Here is an 18,780-nt window from a genome sequence, read left to right as displayed (position 1 = left end):
CGCTCGCTGCACCCGCCCCTCTTTTAGCCCAGCAACAGGTGAGGATAGTCGGGACGACGACTGCGGATTCGGTATTGCTCAAGGATACTCTGCAGACGATCGCCGAGTTCGCTTTCGCGAGGGACGGCTGCCGGGATATCGGAACGGTCGCGGTGAAGACCTTGCCCGATTACGTCCCGGCCAACACCACCTATCGCACCGAAGATGCGTTCGCCTACGAGCGTTGGGACGTTGATCTCTGCGGGAAGAGCGAGGCGTTCCTGATCAGCTTCGCCGACGATCCCCAAGGCGGAACGATCTTCAAGATCGGGTATCCTCCGCCTGGGGACTTGCCTGCCGCCGATCCTCTCGACTGACTAGGCGGTTTGCAGCGGGAGCCGCAGGAACCGCTCGTAAAGCTAAAAGGCTATCGCTTCGCCCTTGTAGTCGACGAAGCGATAACCGCCGCCACCGGCCTTCTCGACCACATCGGCAAGGCCGGTGCAGCTTTCCGCAACCGTGATCGACGCATTGGGCCCGCCCATATCGGTCTGCACCCAGCCGGGATGGAGCGAGAGGACTTCGATGCTGCGCTCCTTAGCCTGCTGCTCCGAAATGCCCTTGGCGAGCATGTTGAGCGACACCTTGCTCACGCGGTAGAACTCGTACCCGCCCGAACTGTCCGCGATCGATCCCATCAGCGAGGACATGAAGGCGAGCGTGCCGCCGTCCTTGAGCAGCGGGAGCAGCGCCTTGCCGACCCTTGCAGGGCCGTAGGCATTGGTCTGCATCACATGGGCGATCTCTTCGTCGGTCGCCTGTTCGGCGGACTGGTGCTTTGCGCCGGTGATCCCCGCATTGACGATGATCGCGTCGAGCGATCCCTCGCCCAGCTTGCTCGCCAGCCCCTGGTAGGTGTCGGGCTTGGTCACATCGACCGTGACGATTTCGACGGCGTTTTCGTGGCTCTGCGCCGCATCGCGCAGGCCATCGCTGGGCGTGCGTTCGCTCGCCACGACATGCCAGCCGCGGCCCGCGAATTCGCGGGTCAGGCCCAGCCCGATGCCGCGCGATGCGCCGATGATAAGAATTTTCCTGGTGTCGCTCATGCCGATCCTTTCGGTTGCTGGATGCGAAGCGGGCGCCCGGATTGCCGGACGCCCGCGAGATAATGTCGGTCAGGCCCGATCAGGCGGCGACCTTGTTGACGTCGTTGACCGCGATGGCGGTCATCCGCCGGTCGCCTTCGTAGGTCTGATCGAGACATTCGGCGAGCTTGGTCACTTCGCCCGCCAGTTCGAGCCGCTTGGCGAACGCGAGCACACAGCCGTAGCCGGCGATCGCGTAGTGGGTCATCCGCTGGTACTGGCTGATAATCATCGCATCGCGCACCGCATCGTCCCCGAAATCGGTGTTCAGGACATGCGCGTCGACTTCCTTGACGATGCCTTCCATGCCCTTGCAGAATTCGCCGGTCGGTTTGGCGTCGTGGCCTTCGATGATCGGCTTCAGGGTCTCGATCCCGCGCTCGATGCCGTCGACGCCATCCTTCAGCGCGGATTTCAGCTCGGCGTCGCTTGCCTTGTCGGCCAGCTTGCGGGTCGCCTCGATCGACTGGCGATTGGCGCTGTAAAGATCCTGCAGCTGGTCGATGTAGACGTCTTTGAGGGTGTTGAGGGCCATGTGTCTCTCTCCTTGGGGGTATACCTGAAAAGCGCATGAACCCGGTTGCTTGTTCCGAAACGGCGGGATCGGCGCGGCGCGCGGCGGGCACTGGTTAACCGCCTGGAAACCATCTTCGTTCACAAGTGCGGCCAAGCGATACTTCCATGCGAAAGGGACGCAGATGAAAAGCACCACTGCAAAGATTGGCACAGCGATGGCCGGCATCGCCGCTGCGCTGGCTGCGACACCGGCGCTGGCGCAGGACGGGAATGCTGCACCTAGCGGTCTCTACGTCCAGGCCATCGCCGGTTATGAAGGCGTCGAGGTCGAATCGAGCGGCAATACCGTGACCGCAGACGCGGATTCGGTCGTCTATGGTATTGCTGCCGGCTACGATCTCTCGCTCGGCGGCGTGTTCGTCGGGGTCGAGGGTGAATATTCGGCCAGCGGCAGCTCGACCGAATTTCCGGACAGCTTCGCCGGGGCGCGCGACGGGCTGGAATCGGATGGGCAGTACTATCTCGGTGCCCGCGCGGGTGTCCCGATCACCGGGGCGATCTCGGCCTATGGCAAGGTCGGCTATACCGCGCTCGACACGCGTTCGTTCACTACCGCTGGTTCCTTCGCCGATGTCGAGGAAAACGCCACCGGCTTCCGCTTCGGCGGCGGCGTGCAGCTGGATCTGCCCGGGCCGCTGGAGGCGCGGATGGAATATCGCCGTTCGCGCTATGGCGATGTAGGCGGCGATGTTGGCGATGTGACCACCAATCAGGTGGTCGCGGGTGTCGGCCTGCGCTTCTGACGCATCGCCATTTCAGCAGTTACGAAAAGGCCGTCCGGGCAACCGGGCGGCCTTTCGCGTCATGTGCAGCGGTAGCGGACGTACCCGACCTCAAGATCGCAGCGCTTCCACCTCGTAATTCTTCGCCCAGGCGTTCAGCTCGCCGGGGAAGATATCATGCACGAGGAAGAACCGGTCCCAGAACGGGGTCTCGCGCAGCTTCTCGCAGAACAATTGATAGCTGTGGTGGTCGGCCGCTTCGATCGTCCAGATATCGCTGATTTTCGCGGTGTAGAATTCGACATCGTACCAGTTCAGCCGGATCCGGCCCCGAAACTCGTCGAGAATGGGCTGGAACGTCTCGCGGGCGTGCGACAGTCGCGTCTCGAACGAGAAGCCCAGCCATTCGGGCGAGGTCTTGACCATGAAGAAGGTGGTGAGCGCAGCTTCGAACTGCGCGGGTTGCGTGTTCATTGGAGCATCCTTGTGTCGTTGATTGCCACGATTAAAATGCGAGCGGATGCTCAGTTACGCTACTCGCATTGGACCTCATGACCAATCATGCCACCGATCAGCGCGCACGCCCTCGCAAACAGCCCTCGCAGGCGCGCGCGCGTCACACCGTTGACGCGATTGTCGAGGCCGCGGCTCGCATTCTGGAGGAGCATGGCCATGGCGGCTTCAACACCAATGCCGTGGCAGAGCGCGCCGGCGTCAGCATAGGCACGCTCTATCAGTATTTTCCGGACAAGGATGCGCTGCTCGGCGCGCTGATCGGGCGCGAGACCGCACGGTTGCTAGCGGAAGTGGAAAGCGCGGCAAGGGCGCTTTCGGGACGCGAAGCGCTGGACGCCGTGATCCGGGCCGCGGTCGGCCACCAGGTCCGGCGCCCACGCCTGGCGCGGCTGCTCGACTTCGAGGAGTCTCGCCTGCCGCTCGATGCCGATACCCAAGCCGTCCGGGCACGTTTTTCTGCCATTCTCGGCGGCATCCTCGCCCGAGAGGATATGCCGCGCCAAGAGGATCTAAATGTCGTCACCGCCGATGTGGCGGCGATCCTGCGCGGAATGGTCGACACCGCCGGCGAACGGGGCGAAACCGACCAGCACGCACTGGCGAAGCGGGTTCGGCGCGCAGTGCTTGGCTATCTCACGATGCCTTCTGCCGGCTGATGGTCGGCGGGTGCTCCCGCAGAGCTTCGGCCTCCCCGTTTTCGAGGTTTTGACGCAGCGTTTTAAGCTAAGTCACTGACCTAAACTCGCCGGAAGCGGAAGTACCACACCTTAGTGATCATACTATCATAATACACTGATATATAATCACTAATCAGCATTTTTTGATCCCTGTTTTTTCGGCTAGCAATCACCGGGTAATCACCATGCCAAATTTGGTAAGCACGCGCCGCCATGAACGGATTTCTGCGATTGCGATCATGATGCAGGCGCTGCCAATCGGAAGCAGGTTGCGAAACGCTTGCGGTCAGCCGCGCTTATCCCAGCCTCCGTGAACAGCTGTTCCCACCGTGTCGCTACGGTTCTGCTCATGTTTTCGGCGATTGCTTTCGCGTCATCATGGCTGAGGTCGAAGACCGCGGCACCGGCGAGAGCATTCTCGATCGTTGCATTGCGGCCTTCCGGCCCCACGCCGAGGACGAGCCGTCGCTCCAGTCCCAGCTGCGGTTTCGGCACTACATCGTAAAGCGGCGATAGCCGCCAACCCTCACCATCGAACAGGAAGCCATGATTACGTAGGTGATCATCATCATTCGTGACGAGGATATTGAGCAGCATTCGACGAAATAGCTCATGTAGATCCTGGCGCACTTCGGTTCCGAATTGCCGGATCGCTCCTGCGAGATCCGCATAGCTGAAGCTGCTGACCTCGCTCTCATGCGCCCCGAGCATTGTGAGCCCCGAAGCAAAGGGCCTGCGTTCCAGCCAGTTGCCGTGAGGAATCCGATCGAACCGCTCGATCAGATAGATGTCGCGATCAAGGACACAGCGGAAGTCGAGTGGCGGAACGTCGAGACCACACTCGCTGGCAAGCCGCATTGTCGCTAGTTCGACCCTGCATTCGGGAAAGCTGTCTCCCCGCTTCTGGAATTTCGCGATCCAGGGTTGGTCGCCGATTTTTGTAGCAGCCTTCGGCCGGGCGCCGCCCAGAGATGATCCGGCTGCCAGCAAGGCTCTTAAGTTCTCGTCGAGTTCGTCGACATGCTGCGCGCGTTCGGCGGCTTCCGCTAGCTCTGCGAGCGTGAACTCTTCGCCCGGAGCAGGGCCACCCCCCCATGGCGTAATTCTCTCCGGCTGGGCGGATGTCGGCCCAAAGGCGAGCGCCCCTACACGATGTTCGCCCGAGGCCAGAATGAGATCGATTTCGCTCGGCAAGCGATCGCCCATCGCCTTGTACATCAGGTATTGGCCCCAGCCATCGGGAGCAGCATCCCGAATGCCACCGAACACGGCAAAGCCTTCTTCCGTCCTGAATGTTCGAGAAGTTCCAGCTTCGTGCAACGGCAGAGCTACAGGATCGACCGCAATACGGTCAGCGCGTTCCAGATAACGCCGCCCGTAAGCGAAGGTAGCAAACTGGTTGCGCGGTTCGTCGGTCATCGTGAGAAGGCCTGCCGGAACAGGCCCCTCCTCAAGATGCACGAAGACATAGGTGCGGATGGTCGTCACGGCTTGCTAGAAATCCAGATCATCGTCGCTGACAGCGTGGGTCTTCTGGGGCAGGCGGGACAAATCCTCGCTGATGCCAGCCCGGTCACTGTCTGGGGTTACCAGCTCGGCAAGGCGCTGTGTCATCCCAAGGACATGTAGGGCGCTCGCCAGAACCGCGAGGCCCACGGTAGGATCTCCCGCTTCGAGGCGTTGCAGCGTTTGAACCGAGACGATCATGCGCTCGGCCATTAAACGCTGGGGAAGTTTTCTCCGGCGGCGAGCCAGGGCGATATCCTTGCCTAGCCGTGTAATCGCACGTTGGCTCTGGGGCGGTAGTCCGCTAGCAGCACGAGACGAACGGGGCATGACCCGATATATGACATATCATGTGAAATTCCGCAAATGGAAATGATATGTCATGTTTTTGTGCTCTTTCGCTCGAAGCAGATTTACCGAAGGAAGATGCTTCAACGCCTCCTGCACGAGGCTTACAATGGCCATGGCTGAGTGGAGAGGCGCTGGTGAGCGGTCGCTAGGCCGTGGCTTGACCATTGTGCTTCAAAAGTCGCTGTGCAGTTGCACGAATTGTCTCGGCGACTATATCGCAAACGTCACGCATGTCGGCACAAGCCGACAGCCTCGGAAGAATTCCGAGGTCCCGTCCTCCAGTTGGAGGTTAACCGGCGGACCCTGCAGAGGGTTCGCCGAATTTCGTTCGAACGCTCTTGCAGGTTCAACCCGATGGAGCATCGAATGCATTATTCAGACGAGGAAATCGAACGCGCGAAGACATTATTCGCTCGTGAGGCAGGTAAGGTTGGTCATGGCAGAATGGCGATTGCTGCGATGGCGGGAATGAGCAAGCCCAAAAAAATCAGCCATATCACTCATCTGCGGACTTGGCGTGACTACCTTCCGAAGGCGCGACGCGCTTTACAGAAGGAAAGATCGGATCGAAATTCTCGATAGGGGGCCCAAGTTATCACATGATCTGAACTGACCCAGACATGGGGCAGCAATAAGAATCAATGGCGCAAGTGAGAAGCCGCCGCGGCAGATAGGTATACCTCGCGGCTGAGCGGCAATGGCGATGCGACGCTCAAACCGACGGGGTCGAAACGCAGAAGTGACTCCTTTCCAACCTGCTCTCACAATACAGGAAGGCTGGAGGGGAGGAGGGCCTTTGTGAGCGAGCCGAAAGGATCGCGATGTGCCATGTCCCACCTATATTCCGCCAAGATAAGCTCTTTGGAAGAAGCCGCCCGCCGCATCTGTGAAAACCGGGGCGGCAAATGGTCCGGCACAAAGGGCATGGCCTGCTGCCCTGCGCATGACGACCGTACGCCGTCACTCGGTGTGTCGCTCGGCCAAAAAGCGATCCTTTTCCATTGTTTTGCGGGATGTGATCAGCAGAGCGTGCTGGCTGCTCTGGCGAGTGAAGGTGTCGACGCAACCTCGCTCTTTTCAAGTTCTGCGACTACCGGCGGTCCCGAGCCGACCAGAACGCGCAAGCCCTCGGCGGCAGCGCTGAGGATCTGGCGCGATGCTCAACCACTGCGTGCCAGCCCGGCAAAGGCATATCTTGAGAGCCGCGGCATCCTCGCCGCATCTCCGGCGCTCCGCTTCCATCCACGAACGCCGCTTGGTCCAAAGGGAAGCACTCGCTTTTTGCCCGCCATGATTGCGGCAGTTAGCCTCGACGAGGGGCCGATCGCCGTCCATCGCACATTCCTTTCGGGCAATGCCAAGGCCGATTTCGACAAGCCGAAGCGCGCGCTCGGCGCGCTCGGTGAAGCTGCTGTCCGTCTTTTTGCTCCGGCCTCCGGCAAACTCGGCCTCGCCGAGGGCATCGAAAGCGCGATGTCGGCCTATGCGCTCACCGGTATTCCCGTCTGGGCGACCCTGGGCAATGAGCGCTTCGGTCTCGTCAGCGTGCCCGAGAGCGTGACCGAGCTTCACCTTTTCGTCGATCATGATGCGGGCGGCGAGCTGGCCGCGTCGCGTGGACTGGCCGCCTATGCCCGCGATGGACGGACGATCCAAGTCCGCAAACCATCCTCTCGCGACACCGACTGGAACGATGAACTGGCAGCATGGCTGCGCCGCAAGGCGGCGCCGTAGAGGAGAGTGGGCTTCTCGAATTCCTGATCCGGCAGAGGGCGTGTCCCGATGCCCTCATCAGGAGGACGAATTGCCATGTTTCAATCAGACCTGTTTCCCGCCGGCGAGCAGTTTTCGTCAGTGCCATTGGCTTACGCCGTCGGCGTCAGGATTGCCGAGCTTCTTGCCTCGGGGCGTCATCTTACCCGTGCCGACATTTCCGGGCTTTTCGCCGCGGAAACCGGCGCCCTGGACTGGGGAAGCGCCTGGACCACCGATGACTACAACAACGCAGTCGAGATCGGCGCACTACTCTGGCTACGTGAAGCTTCACGCATCGATCAGGCAACAAGCGTGCACGAAGCCGAAGCGCGGTTCGACTGGCTCGAATCAGCCTTGCCGCCGCGGCATGTGCGCAGCGAAGCACAGGTCGAGCTCCAGCAGTTCTCGACCCCGCCGATGCTGGCCTGGCTGATGGCGAAGGCCGCAGCTGTTTCTTCGCAAGACACGCTGCTCGAACCGTCCGCAGGCAATGGCGCCCTTGCCCTTTGGGGCAGCGTTCAGAACGCTTCGCTGCTCCTCAACGAGATCGACCTGGCAAGACGAGACGGCCTGGCGCACATCTTCCCTTTGGCCACAACCACTGCGCATGACGGGGAATTGATTGCCGACCTTCTTCGCGGCCATGTTCCGTCGGTCGTGCTGATGAACCCGCCGTTCGCCCGCAGCCAGGAACGCGGCAAGGACGGCGAGACGGCGCAGCGCCACCTGCGCAGCGCGATCCGGGCCGTTGCCAATGGGGCGAGGATTGTCGCCATCATGCCTGAAGGCTTCGACGCTTCCACCTTCGCCAAGGTACAGGATGAAGCGTCGCTGTTCCTCGATGTCCGGCTGCAGCAGATGTTTCGCCGCGCAGGGACGGGGATAGCCGTTCGCCTGGTCGTGTTCGGCAAGACGCCGGTTGCGTCTTCCCCCGCAATCAACGGAGATACTGCCGACCTGATCGCGCTCCACGAGCTTGTCACTGCGCTTCCGCCCCGTGCGCAGACATCCGCCAGGACTCATCGCCTGCCAGTCGGCAAGCCAGTGCGCCTCGTGGGCAAGACGTCGACCCATCGCGCGCCGGTCCGGCCGGTGGCGCCGTTCGCCGCGACACCAGCAGCTAAAGCGAATGCGACCAATCTTGCCTATTCGGTCTTGGCCGACCCCGCGCCGGTACCTGAACAGACCGGCATCTACCTACCTTACCGGCCCAGTCGCATCACGTTCGAAGGCGCGCCGGTTCATCCCACCCCGCTCGTGGAATCGGTCGCCATGGGTTCGGTCGCGGCACCGCAGCCCGATGTTTGCCCGCGCCTTCCCGCATTTTGGCAGGCCGATGGCCTGCTGTCCGAAGCGCAATGCGAGACACTGGTCTACGCTGCCCAGGCATTTGCGCGCGATCTTCCGGGTCAGTTCAAGGTGAGCCAGGAAGGCACCTCGCTGGAACTCTCCGAGGACGGACACTCCTACCGCCAAGGCTTCTTCCTCGGCGACGGAACCGGAGCGGGCAAAGGACGGCAGATCGCCGCGGTCATCATGGATCGCTGGCTCGCAATCGAGCGCCGACATGTCTGGATCACCAAGAACGAGGCGCTGCTCGAAGATGCACGCCGCGACTGGGAAGCGCTTGGCGGGCTGCCGCTCGATCTCCAGCCGCTCTCGCGCTGGAAACTCGGCCAGCCCGTAACGATGTCCGAAGGCATTCTCTTCGTCACCTATCCGACGCTGCGCTCGGGCCGCGCCGAGGATACGCGGCTCGACCAGATCCTTGCCTGGGCGGGCGAGGATTTCGACGGCGTGATCGCTTTCGACGAAGCCCACGCCATGGCCAATGCTCTCGGCGGCTCGTCGGCCCGCGGCAAGGTCAAGGGCTCCGAACAGGGGATGGCGGGCCTCAGGCTGCAGAACCATCTCCCGCGCGCCCGCGTGCTCTACGCGTCTGCCACAGGTGCCTCGGATATCGCCAATCTCGGTTACACCTCCCGGCTCGGCCTTTGGGGACCCGAGACCGCCTTTCCGACCCACGAAGCGTTCATGACCGAAATTCGCGCCGGCGGCGTCGCGGCGATGGAGCTTGTCGCCCGCGACCTCAAGGCCCAGGGCCTCTATCTCGCCCGTGCGTTGTCCTTCGCCGGGGTCGAGCACGAAATCCTCGAACACAGCCTGACCGAAGCACAGGTGCGGATCTATGATGCCTATGCCGATGCTTGGGCAATCATTCACCGCAACCTCGAAGCTGCGCTCGAAGCAACCCGCGTGGTCGACGAGGACAGCGGCGATACGCTCAATCGCAACGCCAAGGCGGCAACGCTGTCGATCTTCGAAGGCACCAAGCAGCGCTTCTTTGCCCAGCTCCTGCTCTCGATGAAACTGCCGAGCCTGATCCCTGCGATGGAAGCAGCGCTTGGCGAAGACCATTCGGTTGTCGTGCAGCTGGTCTCGACCGCCGAGGCCATGCTCGATCGACGTCTTGCCGATCTCACCCTGGAAGAACGCGAAGCGCTCGATATCGACCTGTCCCCGCGTGAATACGTCATCGACTATCTCGCCAAGAGCTTCCCGGTGCGACTGATGCAGGTCTTCGCCGACGAGGACGGCAACCTCCGCTCGGAAGCGATGAGCGACGAGAAGGGCAATCCCGTTTTCTGCCCGCGCGCCATTGCTGCGCGCGCAGCGCTGATCGAACAGCTTTGCGCACTGCCGCCCATCGCCACTGCGCTCGATGCGATTATCGAGCACTTTGGAACCGACGCCGTCGCCGAGGTCACGGGCCGGACCCGGAGGCTGGTTCAGGGCCGCGATGGTGAGCAGCGCCTCGAACGGCGTAGCCCCAGCGCCAATGTTGCCGAAGCCCAAAGCTTCATGGAAGGAACCAAGCGCATCCTGGTGTTCTCGGACGCGGGCGGCACGGGGCGTTCCTACCATGCCGACCTTGGCTGCCGGAACCAGCAGCGCCGGGTTCACTTCCTGCTCGAGCCGGGCTGGCGCGCCGACAACGCGATCCAGGGGCTCGGCCGCACCAACCGTACCAACCAGGCCTCCGCCCCGCTGTTCCGCCCGGTCACCACCAACGTGAAGGGCGAGCGCCGCTTCATATCGACCATTGCGCGAAGGCTCGACGCATTGGGCGCGCTCACGCGCGGCCAGCGCCAGACCGGCGGACAGAACCTGTTTGACCCGGCCGACAATCTTGAAAGCCACTATGCGCGCGACGCGCTCAGCCGCTGGTTCCAGCTGCTCTATGACGGTAAGCTCGAAGCCACCACCTTTGGCAACTTCGTCGAGCGCACCGGCCTCCGGCTTGAAAACCCCGATGGCGGGCTGACCGACAGTCTCCCCACGATCCAGCGCTGGCTCAATCGCATCCTCGCGCTGCCGATTGCGCTCCAGAACGCCATATTCGATGAATATCTCGGCCTCGTCGAAGCGCGGATCGAAGCCGCGCGCGAGGCTGGAACGCTCGACCAGGGACTGGAAACCGTGAGGGTCGATCGTTTTACGGTCCTCGCCGATGAACTCCTGCGCACAGACTCTGTGACTGGAGCGGAAACCCGCCTCGTCTCGCTCGAAGTGACCAGACACCTGCGCCCTCTGCGCTTGCAGCGCCTGATGCGGATGCATGAGATCGGGGGCCCGCATGCAATCCCGATGCGCAATGCGCGCTCGGGCAAGGTCGCACTGTCTGTTCCAGCCCGGCTCCTCATCGCCGACGACGGGGCCGTGATTGAACGTCGGCGCCTGCTCCGACCGCTCAAGTCAGCCAACTGGACCCTTGAGGCACTCGGTGAGAGCCCCTGGGAAGAAATCGGCGTCACCGCGTTCACCAGCGCCTGGCGGGCTGAGGAGGAGGAGGCTGTCACCTCGCCTGTAACCGAGCGCGTCCATCTCGCCACAGGGCTGCTGCTGCCAGTCTGGAAACGGTTGCCCGGCGATCATGTCCGCGTCACCCGGCTCGTTGCCGAGGACGGCCAGTCGATCATCGGCCGCGAAGTGCTCGATATCGATCTCGCTTCGATCGCCGATACCTTTGGCCTTTCCGGAGTTACCGGACCATCGGCAGAGCAAATCGGCGACCTCGTCCTCGTCAGCGGCAAACCGCTGGGCCTCGCAAGCCACGATGCCTTGACCGTAAAGCGCTCGCTGGTGGGAGGCGAGCAGCGCCTTGAACTGACCGGATTCTCGCCGGAACGCCTCGACTGGTACAAGGGCAAGGGCTGCTTCACCGAGATCATCCGTTACCGCACGCGGCTATTTGCACCGGTGTCGAGAGCAAGCGAGATCCTCCAAAGCATCGCAATCGAGCCTTGAACTTCTCATTTGCCCTAAACTGGTCTATATAGAGACCAAATTCAGTCCTAAGGTGTTCTATGAAGCTGGACCAGCGCATCAAACCGATCAGCTATCTGAAGGCCCACAGCGCCGAAATTATCCGGGAGATTGGAGATGGCGCCGGGCCAATGGTCATCACGCAGAATGGCGAAGCCAAGGCAGTTCTGCAGGATGTCGCCAGCTACGAGCGCGCACAAGAAACGCTCGCTCTGCTTAAACTTCTGGCGCTCGGACAGGCCGATGTTGCCGCCGGTCGGACCCGCCCGGTGGCAGGCCTCGCGGATCGCGTACGAGGTAAGTCAAACTGAATGATGGCGGCCGCTGTAGCGATCGAGATCACCTCCGGTGCGGAGCGCGATCTGGTGGGTATCTGGCAGCGCCGCCTGACGCAGCGCGGGCCGGATGGCGACGATGGTGCGGACGCACTGCTCGATGACCTTGTCGCGTCTATCGGCTCCCTTGTGAACAATCCTGAGAAAGGACCGGTTCCACCGGAACTTGAGGCTCTCGGGATCACCGACTTTCGGCAATTGTCGCGCTTTCCGTTCCGCATCATCTACGGGTATCAGCCTGAGCCAGCACCCGGTCAGGTGACCGTGTTCGTAATTGCTGATGCGCGTCGGGATTTTCGGACGCTTCTCGAAGAGCGCTTGCTCAGCAGCGGACAGGCATAGGCTCCGCCAAAGAGGTCAGGGTCCGAATGAATCTGAGCGCTGCCTCCGATTGCGCCCTAGTTTCCCTTCCTCTCCTCCCCTCCGTGTGACTGAATGAATCGACAAGTTCCCGTGTCGCGTAGCGTCAGAGCCTGATCACGTCCTTCCTTAAGTCCGGGCGACTAATCTGCCTGTGCCCGGTGCTGACTGGCCTGCGGATGAGTTCGCGCATCGAGAACAACTGCTCTCATGGACGGATCTCAGCCGATCCCTGATCGCCCCATCCCGGTCGTATAGATGGTCGCCACAGCCATTGAAGAGAGTGGAGGGAGCCCTTTGGGCTTGTGGGCCTCGTGATCCTCACCTGCGCCTTCATTCCATCAGGAGAACACCCATGATCCAGTCGATTCCCTTGAAGAAGCTCGTCCCGAGCCCGCGCAACGTTCGCAAGTCGAGCGATGTGCTGGCTGACCTCCAGCTGCGGGCAGACATTGGTGCGCGCGGTCTGCTGCAGAACCTCGTCGTGCGCAAAGGAAAGCGCGGCAAGTTCGAGGTCGAGGCCGGCGGCCGGCGTCTCGCCGCGCTGCAGGCACTGGCCGAAGAGGGCCCCTTGTCCGAAAGCCATGAGGTCACCTGCCTCGTCATCGAAGGCGAGGAAAGCGAAGTTCGCGAGGCCAGCCTTGCCGAGAACTTCCAGCGTCTCGCGATGAACCCGGCCGACGAAGCGCAGGCTTTCGCGGCGATCATCGAGGCAGGCGCTACCACCGAAGACGTGGCGCGCCGCTTCGGCCTCACCGTCCGATTCGTCGAAGGGCGTCTGCGCTTAGCAAGTCTCGCACCCTGCGTCTTCGAAGCGCTCGCCGAAGGCACGATTACGCTCGACATGGCCAAAGCCTACGGCGCGATCTCCGACGTGGAGCGCCAAGCGCATGTCTATGCCGAGCTGCAGGACGCCTGGTACCAGATCACGCCTGACACGATCCGCCGCATGGTGCTCGACGCAACTGTTCGTGGCTCCGATCCGCGAGCGGTTCTCGTCGGACGCGATGCCTACCTCACTGCGGGTGGCCGGATCGAACGCGAACTGTTCGACGACGATGCCAGCGAAAGCTGGATCGATGTCGCGCTGCTCGAGGACCTCGCACACAAGGCCATGGAAGAAGCCGCAGAAAAGGTCGCGATCGAATATGGCCTTGCCTGGGTTCGGCCGACGCTTGGCACCTATGTCAGTCATGACCTTGTCGACGGCCTCAATCGCTTGCCCTGCGAGCCTGCGCCAATGACCGACCGGGAAGTGCAGGAGCTCGGCGAGCTCGAGGCCGACTGCGACCGCGTCGCCGCCGTGCTCGAAGACGAGGAAAGCGATGAGGACCAGGTCGCCAAGGCAGAACAGGAACTCGTCGTCATCGACCGCGCCATGCGCGCGATCAATGACCGGCCGCCGGTACTCGCCGACGAACTGAAACCGGAGGCCGGCGCCTTCCTCGTCCTCTCGCGCAATGGCGAGCCGACCTTGGTCCCACAGTACTACACCGAAACCGAAGTCATCGCTGACGAAGGCGTTGTCGAGGCCATCGAGGAAAGTGGCGCGGCAAAGCCCAAAGGAAGTTCGCTGTCGCAACGCCTACTCGACGAACTGGCCATGCAGCGCCGCGATATCCTGGCGATCCACCTCGCCAACGATCCGGCACTGGCGCTCGACTTCATGGTCTTCACGCTCGCAGATGCAGATGGACACGACTGGCGCGCCAAGAATGCGTCGACGCTGGTCGGATCGGTTGCGGCTGGGCCTGTCACCGGGTTCGAGGCCAAGGATGCACCGGCGAGCGCTGCCTTGGCCGAGTTCGCCGGGTCGCTCGATGAAAGCTGGCGTGCTGGTGAAAGCGATGTCGAGCGGTTTGCCAGGTTCCGGGCGCTTTCCGACGAGGCACGCTCGGACTGGCTTGGCCATGTCGTCTCGCGCACTCTGGTTGCCAGCCTTGCCTGCCAAGGGGAGCGCTCGGTGCCACTGCACGAGGAGCTGGGCTCACTGCTCGAAATCGAGACCGCACACTGGTGGCGTCCCACGGCGGCGAACTACTTCGATCGTGTGGCCAAGGCTCGCACGCTCGAGGCGCTCGATGCCGCCGGTGGTCCCGAACTCGTCAGTCGCTATGCCGCATCGAAGAAGGCCGAACTGGCGAGCGCTGCCGAGCGCATATTCTCCGGCAACTTCATCGGTGAGGCCGAGGTCAAGGAACGGGCACAGGCTTGGGTTCCGCCGATGATGCGTTTCGCCGGTTCCGAGCAGGTCGCACCGGTTGCCGCTGAAGGTGACGAGCCGGTCAGCGACGACGCGACTGACGAAATTGCCGAGCAGGCTGCCTGACCCCTCCTGACAGGTCTAGGTCACTCGGCGGGCGGTCCGTCCCAATCGGGACGGGCCGCCTTTTCCATGTCAAATTTTCGGCCGGTTGAAGACGGTCCGCTTTTAGGTGGCTGAATGCTGAAAGCTGCCGTTCGGCTAACGACCCTAAGCGCGGTTGTTTAACTTGAGCGGAAACTACCTCGAAAGCGGACGCCCGAAAATCAAATCAGCACCTTCTTGAGATAGTGCGAAGAGTGTCCCTTGGGTCGGTTGGAAAGGGTCGCCATGTGGTTGTAGCCGTTCTTTTCGTAGAATGGCCTTGCCTGCCAGCTGGTCGTTTCAACTAAAGCATTTTCGCAACCATTGTCGCGCGCAAAAGCCTCGGCTTTCTGTATCAGCTTACGCCCGATTCCACTGCCGCGCGCAGTCTCGGAAATCCAAAGAAGTTCGATGTGAAGGGTATTCCAATAGCATGTTGCGCGGATGCCACCTTGTAATGATCCCTCGTCATCTCGAGCCATCACGTGAAACCGCTTCTCTTCCTCGGCCGGCTCGAGATCGCGAACGGTTTCTTCGTTGAATGACTTAATCCCGCGACTGAGCAGGTCCGCCTCAGCTTTCGAAGGGTTCCGCTCGATCTCGATGTTCACTGTAGGTCCTCAAAACTGACTGGTAGGTGTTTTTATGTCTGCTTTGACCAAAATAAACAACAAATTAGACATTCCGTTCCCCCCGTTTCAGACCTTTCCGCGTGTTGTCGGAGCGCCTCAAAGCTGATTGTCCGCTAATCGCACACACACGATAAAAGCGGCCCGACTGCAAAAGCGGCCCGACTGCAAACGAGTCCTAATCGGACATTCGCGGTAATCATTACCGGAGCAAAGCTGCCGGGCCGCTTTCAGGCATCCGCAGGAAGCCTGAACGTCCCGAATTGAGGGCGCATTGCGGTCATCATTGAAGGAGAGAGGAGGGAGCTTTGCTCTTCCTGAGCCGGGACAACTCCGTTCCGGCGATCAGGAGATCTCCCATGACCAAGTCCCGCCGCACCGTTTCGACATCGCCTGCCCAGCGCATCTCCGCCGCGATCATCGAAAAGCTCGAGCAAGGCACAAAGCCCTGGGTCAAGCCGTGGCGCGGTGTGCCCGTCTCGCGGCCCTTGCGCTCCTGCGGGACGCCTTATCGCGGAATGAACACCTTTTGGCTCTGGATGGTGGCCGATGGCTGCGGTTTCGCTTCGCCGTACTGGATGACGTACCGCCAGTGCCAGAAGCTAGGCGGACAGGTCCGCAAGGGCGAGAAATCGACCATCGCGATCTTCTACAAGAGCTATACCAAGGAGGTCGAGAACGCCGAAGGCGACACGGACACCGAGAACCGGCGCGTGCTCAAGGCCTATGCCGTGTTCAACGCGGACCAGTGCGACGGCCTCCCCGCATTCTATCATCCCAAGCCGCTGGTTGCCGCGCTCGAGCCTGAAGGACGCGAAGACCGGCTCGATGCCTTCTTCGGTCAAGTCGGCGCAGACCTGCGCCATCATGGTGCCCAGGCCTACTACGAACCGCTGCGCGACCGCGTCACGATGCCGCCAGCCGAACTCTTCGAAGCCTATGATTACTACTACGCGACGCTTGCACACGAGCTGTCGCACTGGACGGGGCATTCCTCGCGGCTCGACCGCGATCTCAAGAACCGCTTCGGCAGCGACGCCTATGCTGCCGAAGAACTGATCGCCGAACTGTCCTCGGCCATCCTTGGGGCAGAACTGGGTCTGCCGGTCACCCACCTCGACCATCACGCCAGCTACATCGCGTCCTGGCTCAAGATCCTCAAATCGGATGAGCGCGCGATCCTGACCGCTGCGGCCAAGGCCGAGGAAGCGGCCAGCCTGTTGCTTGACCTTGGGGGTCACCAATCCAACGAAAGCGAGCCCGACATTGATCTCGCTGATGCAGCCTGAGGAGCAGTGAGATGGGACGTTCTGTCAGTTATCCGGCCGGATCCGTGGTTGCCTTTCGTCTGCTCGACGACGGCGAAGACGCAGATGTCGACTGGGCCTACGAGTGCCTCGTCGACGAGATCATCGATACTGCGAAGGCGACCTTTCCTTCCTTTGAACGCTTCGAAGGATGGCGCGGCCGCGAGGATTGCATCCTCCTGCGGAACGCCTTCGCCGATTGCGGCATATCGACATATTGCGGGCTCGCCGCGATCTGGCTCGCCGAGCGCGATGACGCTCGCTACTGGGAAGCCGATCTCTACAACCCGCGCGTGCCGAGGGCACGGCATTGGCTCGCCCAGGTGTCAGGAAGGTTCATCGACCTGTTCGGCGAGCTGCGCCTGGTAGGTCGGTTCTCGAATGGCGAAGCGATCTTCGAGCGCTCCTGCCCTGATAGCGACGTCGGGTCCTGATCCTGCCTCATCCCTGTCCGCCGGGAGAGGCCCTTGGGCCGGTCGGGGCGCGCCGCAACCTGCGGCCCGTCGGCCCGTGTTGCCCGCGCCAGCCTTAGGGCCGCAGGTTTCCCGCTACGCGGTGCGTCATGCCCCTTGTCCCGGCCCTGATCGGGCTCCGGCGGACAGGGCCGAGGCAATGGTGCCTCCTCTCCATGTCCGCGCGATCAGGAGACACCCCATGTACGACAGCTTCATTGATCAATTGAGCGGCCTTGACCTTTCAGGCCTCAGCATCAGGCCGGCCCCCTTCAACCAGACCGACTTTCCGTGCGAGGACGCGATCGAGCAGACGCTTGGCGCCGTATGGTCCGACCTCTTCGCGATCTTTTCCGACACGGCCCTGGAGGCGGATGCCGAGGATATCGCCTGGGGTTTCGTCAATCTCTTCCACCGTGCAGCAAGTCGGAAGTCTTCGCGGCTCGACCGCGCCAGCGACGAAATTCGAGCATTGCTAGCTTCTGCCGACGGCTCGGAAGTACACACGAGCAATCTGGAAGAGCAGGTCGAACGTGCCCAGGCCGCCGAAGCCAGCATGGTCGCATTCGAGAAAATGCGCGAAACCGCCGCTACGCTCTATCTTGAAGAGATCGGATCGTCCTGGCGTCCCACGACCGGTTCGCGTTCGAACCACGCTGCCCATATGACGTCCGCTGTCGTCAATGCACGTGACTTCCTGCGGGCTCGTGCAGAGCGCCGCCGGGATGCCAATACACCGCAAGGCACGCCAATCGTCTTTTCCGGTGGCCGGTCTTCGTTTGCCACCGCGGAAGACGCCAAGGCTTTCGCCTCCAAGGTCTGGTCAACGCTCGACAAGGTACGTGATCATGTGCCCGACATGTTTCTGGTGCACGGCGGCGACACCAAAGGCGTTGATCGGCTTGCGGCCAGCTGGGCCGAACGGCACGATATACAGCAATTGGTATTTTCACTCGACAGACGGCTGGGGGCACGAGCCGGGTTCAAGCGCAATGAGCAGATGCTTCAGATGAATCCGCGCTATGTGGTCGCGCTTCCCGGCAATGGCGTTCTTGAGCGTCTAGTGATTGACGCCAAGGCCCGGCGTATCACCGTCGTTGACCGGCGCAGCTTGGGTGCAAGCATCCCAAAACGATATGATTGAACGTCGAACTTGCTACGCGCCGGCGACGATTATGTCGCTGGCGCGCTAATTGGTTCTTGTTTCGTGCGGTAGGCCAGCTGCCTCTTGCAGTCCGATGCAAATTCGCCTGGCTTTACGCCCCCGCCGGGTCCTCCTTCGACAATATAAGAGCACTGGTGTTGTGTTATAGTATCACAATAATGGATCTACGCTGACAGAATATTACACTAGGCAGCTCGGTTTGTCTTTGCTAATGGCGGCCCAAATTCATGACTTACAGTTATCGCCGCCTTGTCCTCAACCCGCTCGTCGTCCTGCTCATGCTGGTCGCGATGATCTTTGCGACTGCGGCGGATGCAGCTGCCTGCGGCTCGGAAGTGGCTCCGGGCGATGCGGCGGCATGGATTGCAGCTGACGAGGGATCGGCAACCTCAGATGTCGATGGCGATCAGGGCGATCCCGAAGTGCCAGCCGATCAACACGGCGTTTGCGGTCATGGTCATTGTCATCACGGCGCGAGCTTTGCTGGCGGAATCCACAAAGAACAGGTTCCACTTGCGTCGGTCATTCTTGCAGCGCCTCCTGTTGCGGCATCCGTCTCGGATGTCAGTACCCGACTGAAACGTCCTCCTCGCGACTGACAATCGTCGTTGCGCTGCCCCGGTGCAGCG

19 protein-coding genes and 1 pseudogene are annotated in these 18,780 nt (G+C 61.7%); 14 read left to right on the top strand and 6 right to left on the bottom strand.

All coding sequences use genetic code 11. The features are described from left to right. Window positions 1-74: 74 nt before the first annotated feature. On the top strand, window positions 75-356 hold the full coding sequence (locus VO57_001890; GenBank protein XBL70109.1) for a hypothetical protein: 282 nt from the start codon (window positions 75-77) through the stop codon (window positions 354-356). A gap of 42 nt (window positions 357-398) precedes the next feature. Here VO57_001890 and VO57_001885 read toward each other — a convergent pair whose 3' ends face one another. Beyond that, the gene (locus tag VO57_001885) at window positions 399-1,088 is read right to left on the bottom strand and encodes an SDR family NAD(P)-dependent oxidoreductase (protein ID XBL70108.1); all 690 of its coding nucleotides are present in this window, start codon (window positions 1,086-1,088) and stop codon (window positions 399-401) included. Window positions 1,089-1,167: 79 nt separating this feature from the next. Next, on the bottom strand, window positions 1,168-1,662 hold the full coding sequence (locus VO57_001880; protein ID XBL70107.1) for a ferritin-like domain-containing protein: 495 nt from the start codon (window positions 1,660-1,662) through the stop codon (window positions 1,168-1,170). A 196-nt stretch (window positions 1,663-1,858) separates the two neighbouring features. Between VO57_001880 and VO57_001875 the strand changes: the two genes are divergently transcribed. Next, window positions 1,859-2,446 carry an outer membrane beta-barrel protein gene (locus VO57_001875; protein ID XBL70106.1) on the top strand — a complete coding sequence of 196 codons (588 nt, stop codon included), beginning with the start codon at window positions 1,859-1,861 and terminating at the stop codon, window positions 2,444-2,446. 90 nt (window positions 2,447-2,536) lie between these two features. Here the strand turns inward: VO57_001875 and VO57_001870 are convergent, their stop codons facing one another. Further along, complete coding sequence (locus VO57_001870; protein ID XBL70105.1) at window positions 2,537-2,899, bottom strand: darcynin family protein; 363 nt, start codon at window positions 2,897-2,899, stop codon at window positions 2,537-2,539. A gap of 77 nt (window positions 2,900-2,976) precedes the next feature. Here VO57_001870 and VO57_001865 point away from each other — a divergent pair, with 77 nt between their 5' ends. Next, window positions 2,977-3,597 (top strand): TetR/AcrR family transcriptional regulator, encoded by a 621-nt coding sequence (locus VO57_001865; GenBank protein ID XBL71379.1) that lies wholly within the window; start codon window positions 2,977-2,979, stop codon window positions 3,595-3,597. Window positions 3,598-3,855: 258 nt separating this feature from the next. Here VO57_001865 and VO57_001860 read toward each other — a convergent pair whose 3' ends face one another. Beyond that, complete coding sequence (locus VO57_001860) at window positions 3,856-5,037, bottom strand: HipA domain-containing protein (protein XBL70104.1); 1,182 nt, start codon at window positions 5,035-5,037, stop codon at window positions 3,856-3,858. Window positions 5,038-5,073: 36 nt separating this feature from the next. Between VO57_001860 and VO57_001855 the strand changes: the two genes are divergently transcribed. Beyond that, entirely contained in the window at window positions 5,074-5,247 is a 174-nt protein-coding gene (locus tag VO57_001855; GenBank protein ID XBL71396.1) for a hypothetical protein, read from the top strand. Between the two features lie 24 nt (window positions 5,248-5,271). Here the strand turns inward: VO57_001855 and VO57_001850 are convergent. Next, window positions 5,272-5,337, bottom strand: a pseudogene (locus VO57_001850) (XRE family transcriptional regulator). Window positions 5,338-5,841: 504 nt separating this feature from the next. On the opposite strand from VO57_001850, the gene VO57_001845 reads away from it, so the two are divergent. The 6 genes from VO57_001845 (at window position 5,842) to VO57_001820 (ending at window position 14,580) form a co-directional block, all read left to right on the top strand. Continuing rightward, on the top strand, window positions 5,842-6,057 hold the full coding sequence (locus VO57_001845) for a hypothetical protein (GenBank protein ID XBL70103.1): 216 nt from the start codon (window positions 5,842-5,844) through the stop codon (window positions 6,055-6,057). Between the two features lie 246 nt (window positions 6,058-6,303). Next, window positions 6,304-7,209, top strand: coding sequence for a toprim domain-containing protein (locus VO57_001840; GenBank protein ID XBL70102.1), 906 nt, complete (start codon window positions 6,304-6,306; stop codon window positions 7,207-7,209). Window positions 7,210-7,284: 75 nt separating this feature from the next. Next, entirely contained in the window at window positions 7,285-11,538 is a 4,254-nt protein-coding gene (locus VO57_001835; protein XBL70101.1) for a strawberry notch family protein, read from the top strand. Between the two features lie 59 nt (window positions 11,539-11,597). Continuing rightward, on the top strand, window positions 11,598-11,867 hold the full coding sequence (locus VO57_001830) for a type II toxin-antitoxin system Phd/YefM family antitoxin (GenBank protein ID XBL70100.1): 270 nt from the start codon (window positions 11,598-11,600) through the stop codon (window positions 11,865-11,867). Then, a complete protein-coding gene (locus tag VO57_001825) occupies window positions 11,868-12,233 on the top strand; it encodes a type II toxin-antitoxin system RelE/ParE family toxin (protein XBL70099.1) in 366 nt (121 codons plus the stop codon). A 373-nt stretch (window positions 12,234-12,606) separates the two neighbouring features. Next, window positions 12,607-14,580, top strand: a complete 1,974-nt coding sequence (locus VO57_001820) for a ParB/RepB/Spo0J family partition protein (protein XBL70098.1) — start codon at window positions 12,607-12,609, stop codon at window positions 14,578-14,580. A 200-nt stretch (window positions 14,581-14,780) separates the two neighbouring features. Here VO57_001820 and VO57_001815 read toward each other — a convergent pair whose 3' ends face one another. Continuing rightward, entirely contained in the window at window positions 14,781-15,209 is a 429-nt protein-coding gene (locus tag VO57_001815; protein XBL70097.1) for a GNAT family N-acetyltransferase, read from the bottom strand. A 377-nt stretch (window positions 15,210-15,586) separates the two neighbouring features. On the opposite strand from VO57_001815, the gene VO57_001810 reads away from it, so the two are divergent. The 4 genes from VO57_001810 (at window position 15,587) to VO57_001795 (ending at window position 18,750) form a co-directional block, all read left to right on the top strand. Next, on the top strand, window positions 15,587-16,516 hold the full coding sequence (locus VO57_001810) for a zincin-like metallopeptidase domain-containing protein (protein ID XBL70096.1): 930 nt from the start codon (window positions 15,587-15,589) through the stop codon (window positions 16,514-16,516). 11 nt (window positions 16,517-16,527) lie between these two features. After that, entirely contained in the window at window positions 16,528-16,968 is a 441-nt protein-coding gene (locus tag VO57_001805; GenBank protein ID XBL70095.1) for a hypothetical protein, read from the top strand. A gap of 220 nt (window positions 16,969-17,188) precedes the next feature. Beyond that, the gene (locus VO57_001800; GenBank protein ID XBL70094.1) at window positions 17,189-18,130 is read left to right on the top strand and encodes a DUF2493 domain-containing protein; all 942 of its coding nucleotides are present in this window, start codon (window positions 17,189-17,191) and stop codon (window positions 18,128-18,130) included. Window positions 18,131-18,378: 248 nt separating this feature from the next. Next, window positions 18,379-18,750: a hypothetical protein gene (locus VO57_001795; GenBank protein ID XBL70093.1), complete on the top strand. Its 372-nt coding sequence runs from the start codon at window positions 18,379-18,381 to the stop codon at window positions 18,748-18,750. The last annotated feature ends 30 nt before the right edge of the window (window positions 18,751-18,780 follow it).

Source organism: Citromicrobium bathyomarinum (genome assembly GCA_001306305.2).
Classification (GTDB): domain Bacteria; phylum Pseudomonadota; class Alphaproteobacteria; order Sphingomonadales; family Sphingomonadaceae; genus Alteriqipengyuania; species Alteriqipengyuania bathyomarina.
This window is presented reverse-complemented; position numbering and strand designations above follow the sequence as displayed.

Bases quoted from the DNA above. Each gene is read 5' to 3' on its own strand.
- VO57_001885 (XBL70108.1), bottom strand. From the start codon at position 1,088: ATGAGCGACACCAGGAAAATTCTTATCATCGGCGCATCGCGCGGCATC.
- VO57_001880 (XBL70107.1), bottom strand. From the start codon at position 1,662: ATGGCCCTCAACACCCTCAAAGACGTCTACATCGACCAGCTGCAGGAT.
- VO57_001875 (XBL70106.1), top strand. From the start codon at position 1,859: ATGGCCGGCATCGCCGCTGCGCTGGCTGCGACACCGGCGCTGGCGCAG.
- VO57_001870 (XBL70105.1), bottom strand. From the start codon at position 2,899: ATGAACACGCAACCCGCGCAGTTCGAAGCTGCGCTCACCACCTTCTTC.
- VO57_001865 (XBL71379.1), top strand. From the start codon at position 2,977: ATGACCAATCATGCCACCGATCAGCGCGCACGCCCTCGCAAACAGCCC.
- VO57_001860 (XBL70104.1), bottom strand. From the start codon at position 5,037: ATGACCGACGAACCGCGCAACCAGTTTGCTACCTTCGCTTACGGGCGG.
- VO57_001855 (XBL71396.1), top strand. From the start codon at position 5,074: ATGCACGAAGACATAGGTGCGGATGGTCGTCACGGCTTGCTAGAAATC.
- VO57_001845 (XBL70103.1), top strand. From the start codon at position 5,842: ATGCATTATTCAGACGAGGAAATCGAACGCGCGAAGACATTATTCGCT.
- VO57_001840 (XBL70102.1), top strand. From the start codon at position 6,304: ATGTCCCACCTATATTCCGCCAAGATAAGCTCTTTGGAAGAAGCCGCC.
- VO57_001835 (XBL70101.1), top strand. From the start codon at position 7,285: ATGTTTCAATCAGACCTGTTTCCCGCCGGCGAGCAGTTTTCGTCAGTG.
- VO57_001830 (XBL70100.1), top strand. From the start codon at position 11,598: ATGAAGCTGGACCAGCGCATCAAACCGATCAGCTATCTGAAGGCCCAC.
- VO57_001825 (XBL70099.1), top strand. From the start codon at position 11,868: ATGATGGCGGCCGCTGTAGCGATCGAGATCACCTCCGGTGCGGAGCGC.
- VO57_001820 (XBL70098.1), top strand. From the start codon at position 12,607: ATGATCCAGTCGATTCCCTTGAAGAAGCTCGTCCCGAGCCCGCGCAAC.
- VO57_001810 (XBL70096.1), top strand. From the start codon at position 15,587: ATGACCAAGTCCCGCCGCACCGTTTCGACATCGCCTGCCCAGCGCATC.
- VO57_001805 (XBL70095.1), top strand. From the start codon at position 16,528: ATGGGACGTTCTGTCAGTTATCCGGCCGGATCCGTGGTTGCCTTTCGT.
- VO57_001800 (XBL70094.1), top strand. From the start codon at position 17,189: ATGTACGACAGCTTCATTGATCAATTGAGCGGCCTTGACCTTTCAGGC.
- VO57_001795 (XBL70093.1), top strand. From the start codon at position 18,379: ATGACTTACAGTTATCGCCGCCTTGTCCTCAACCCGCTCGTCGTCCTG.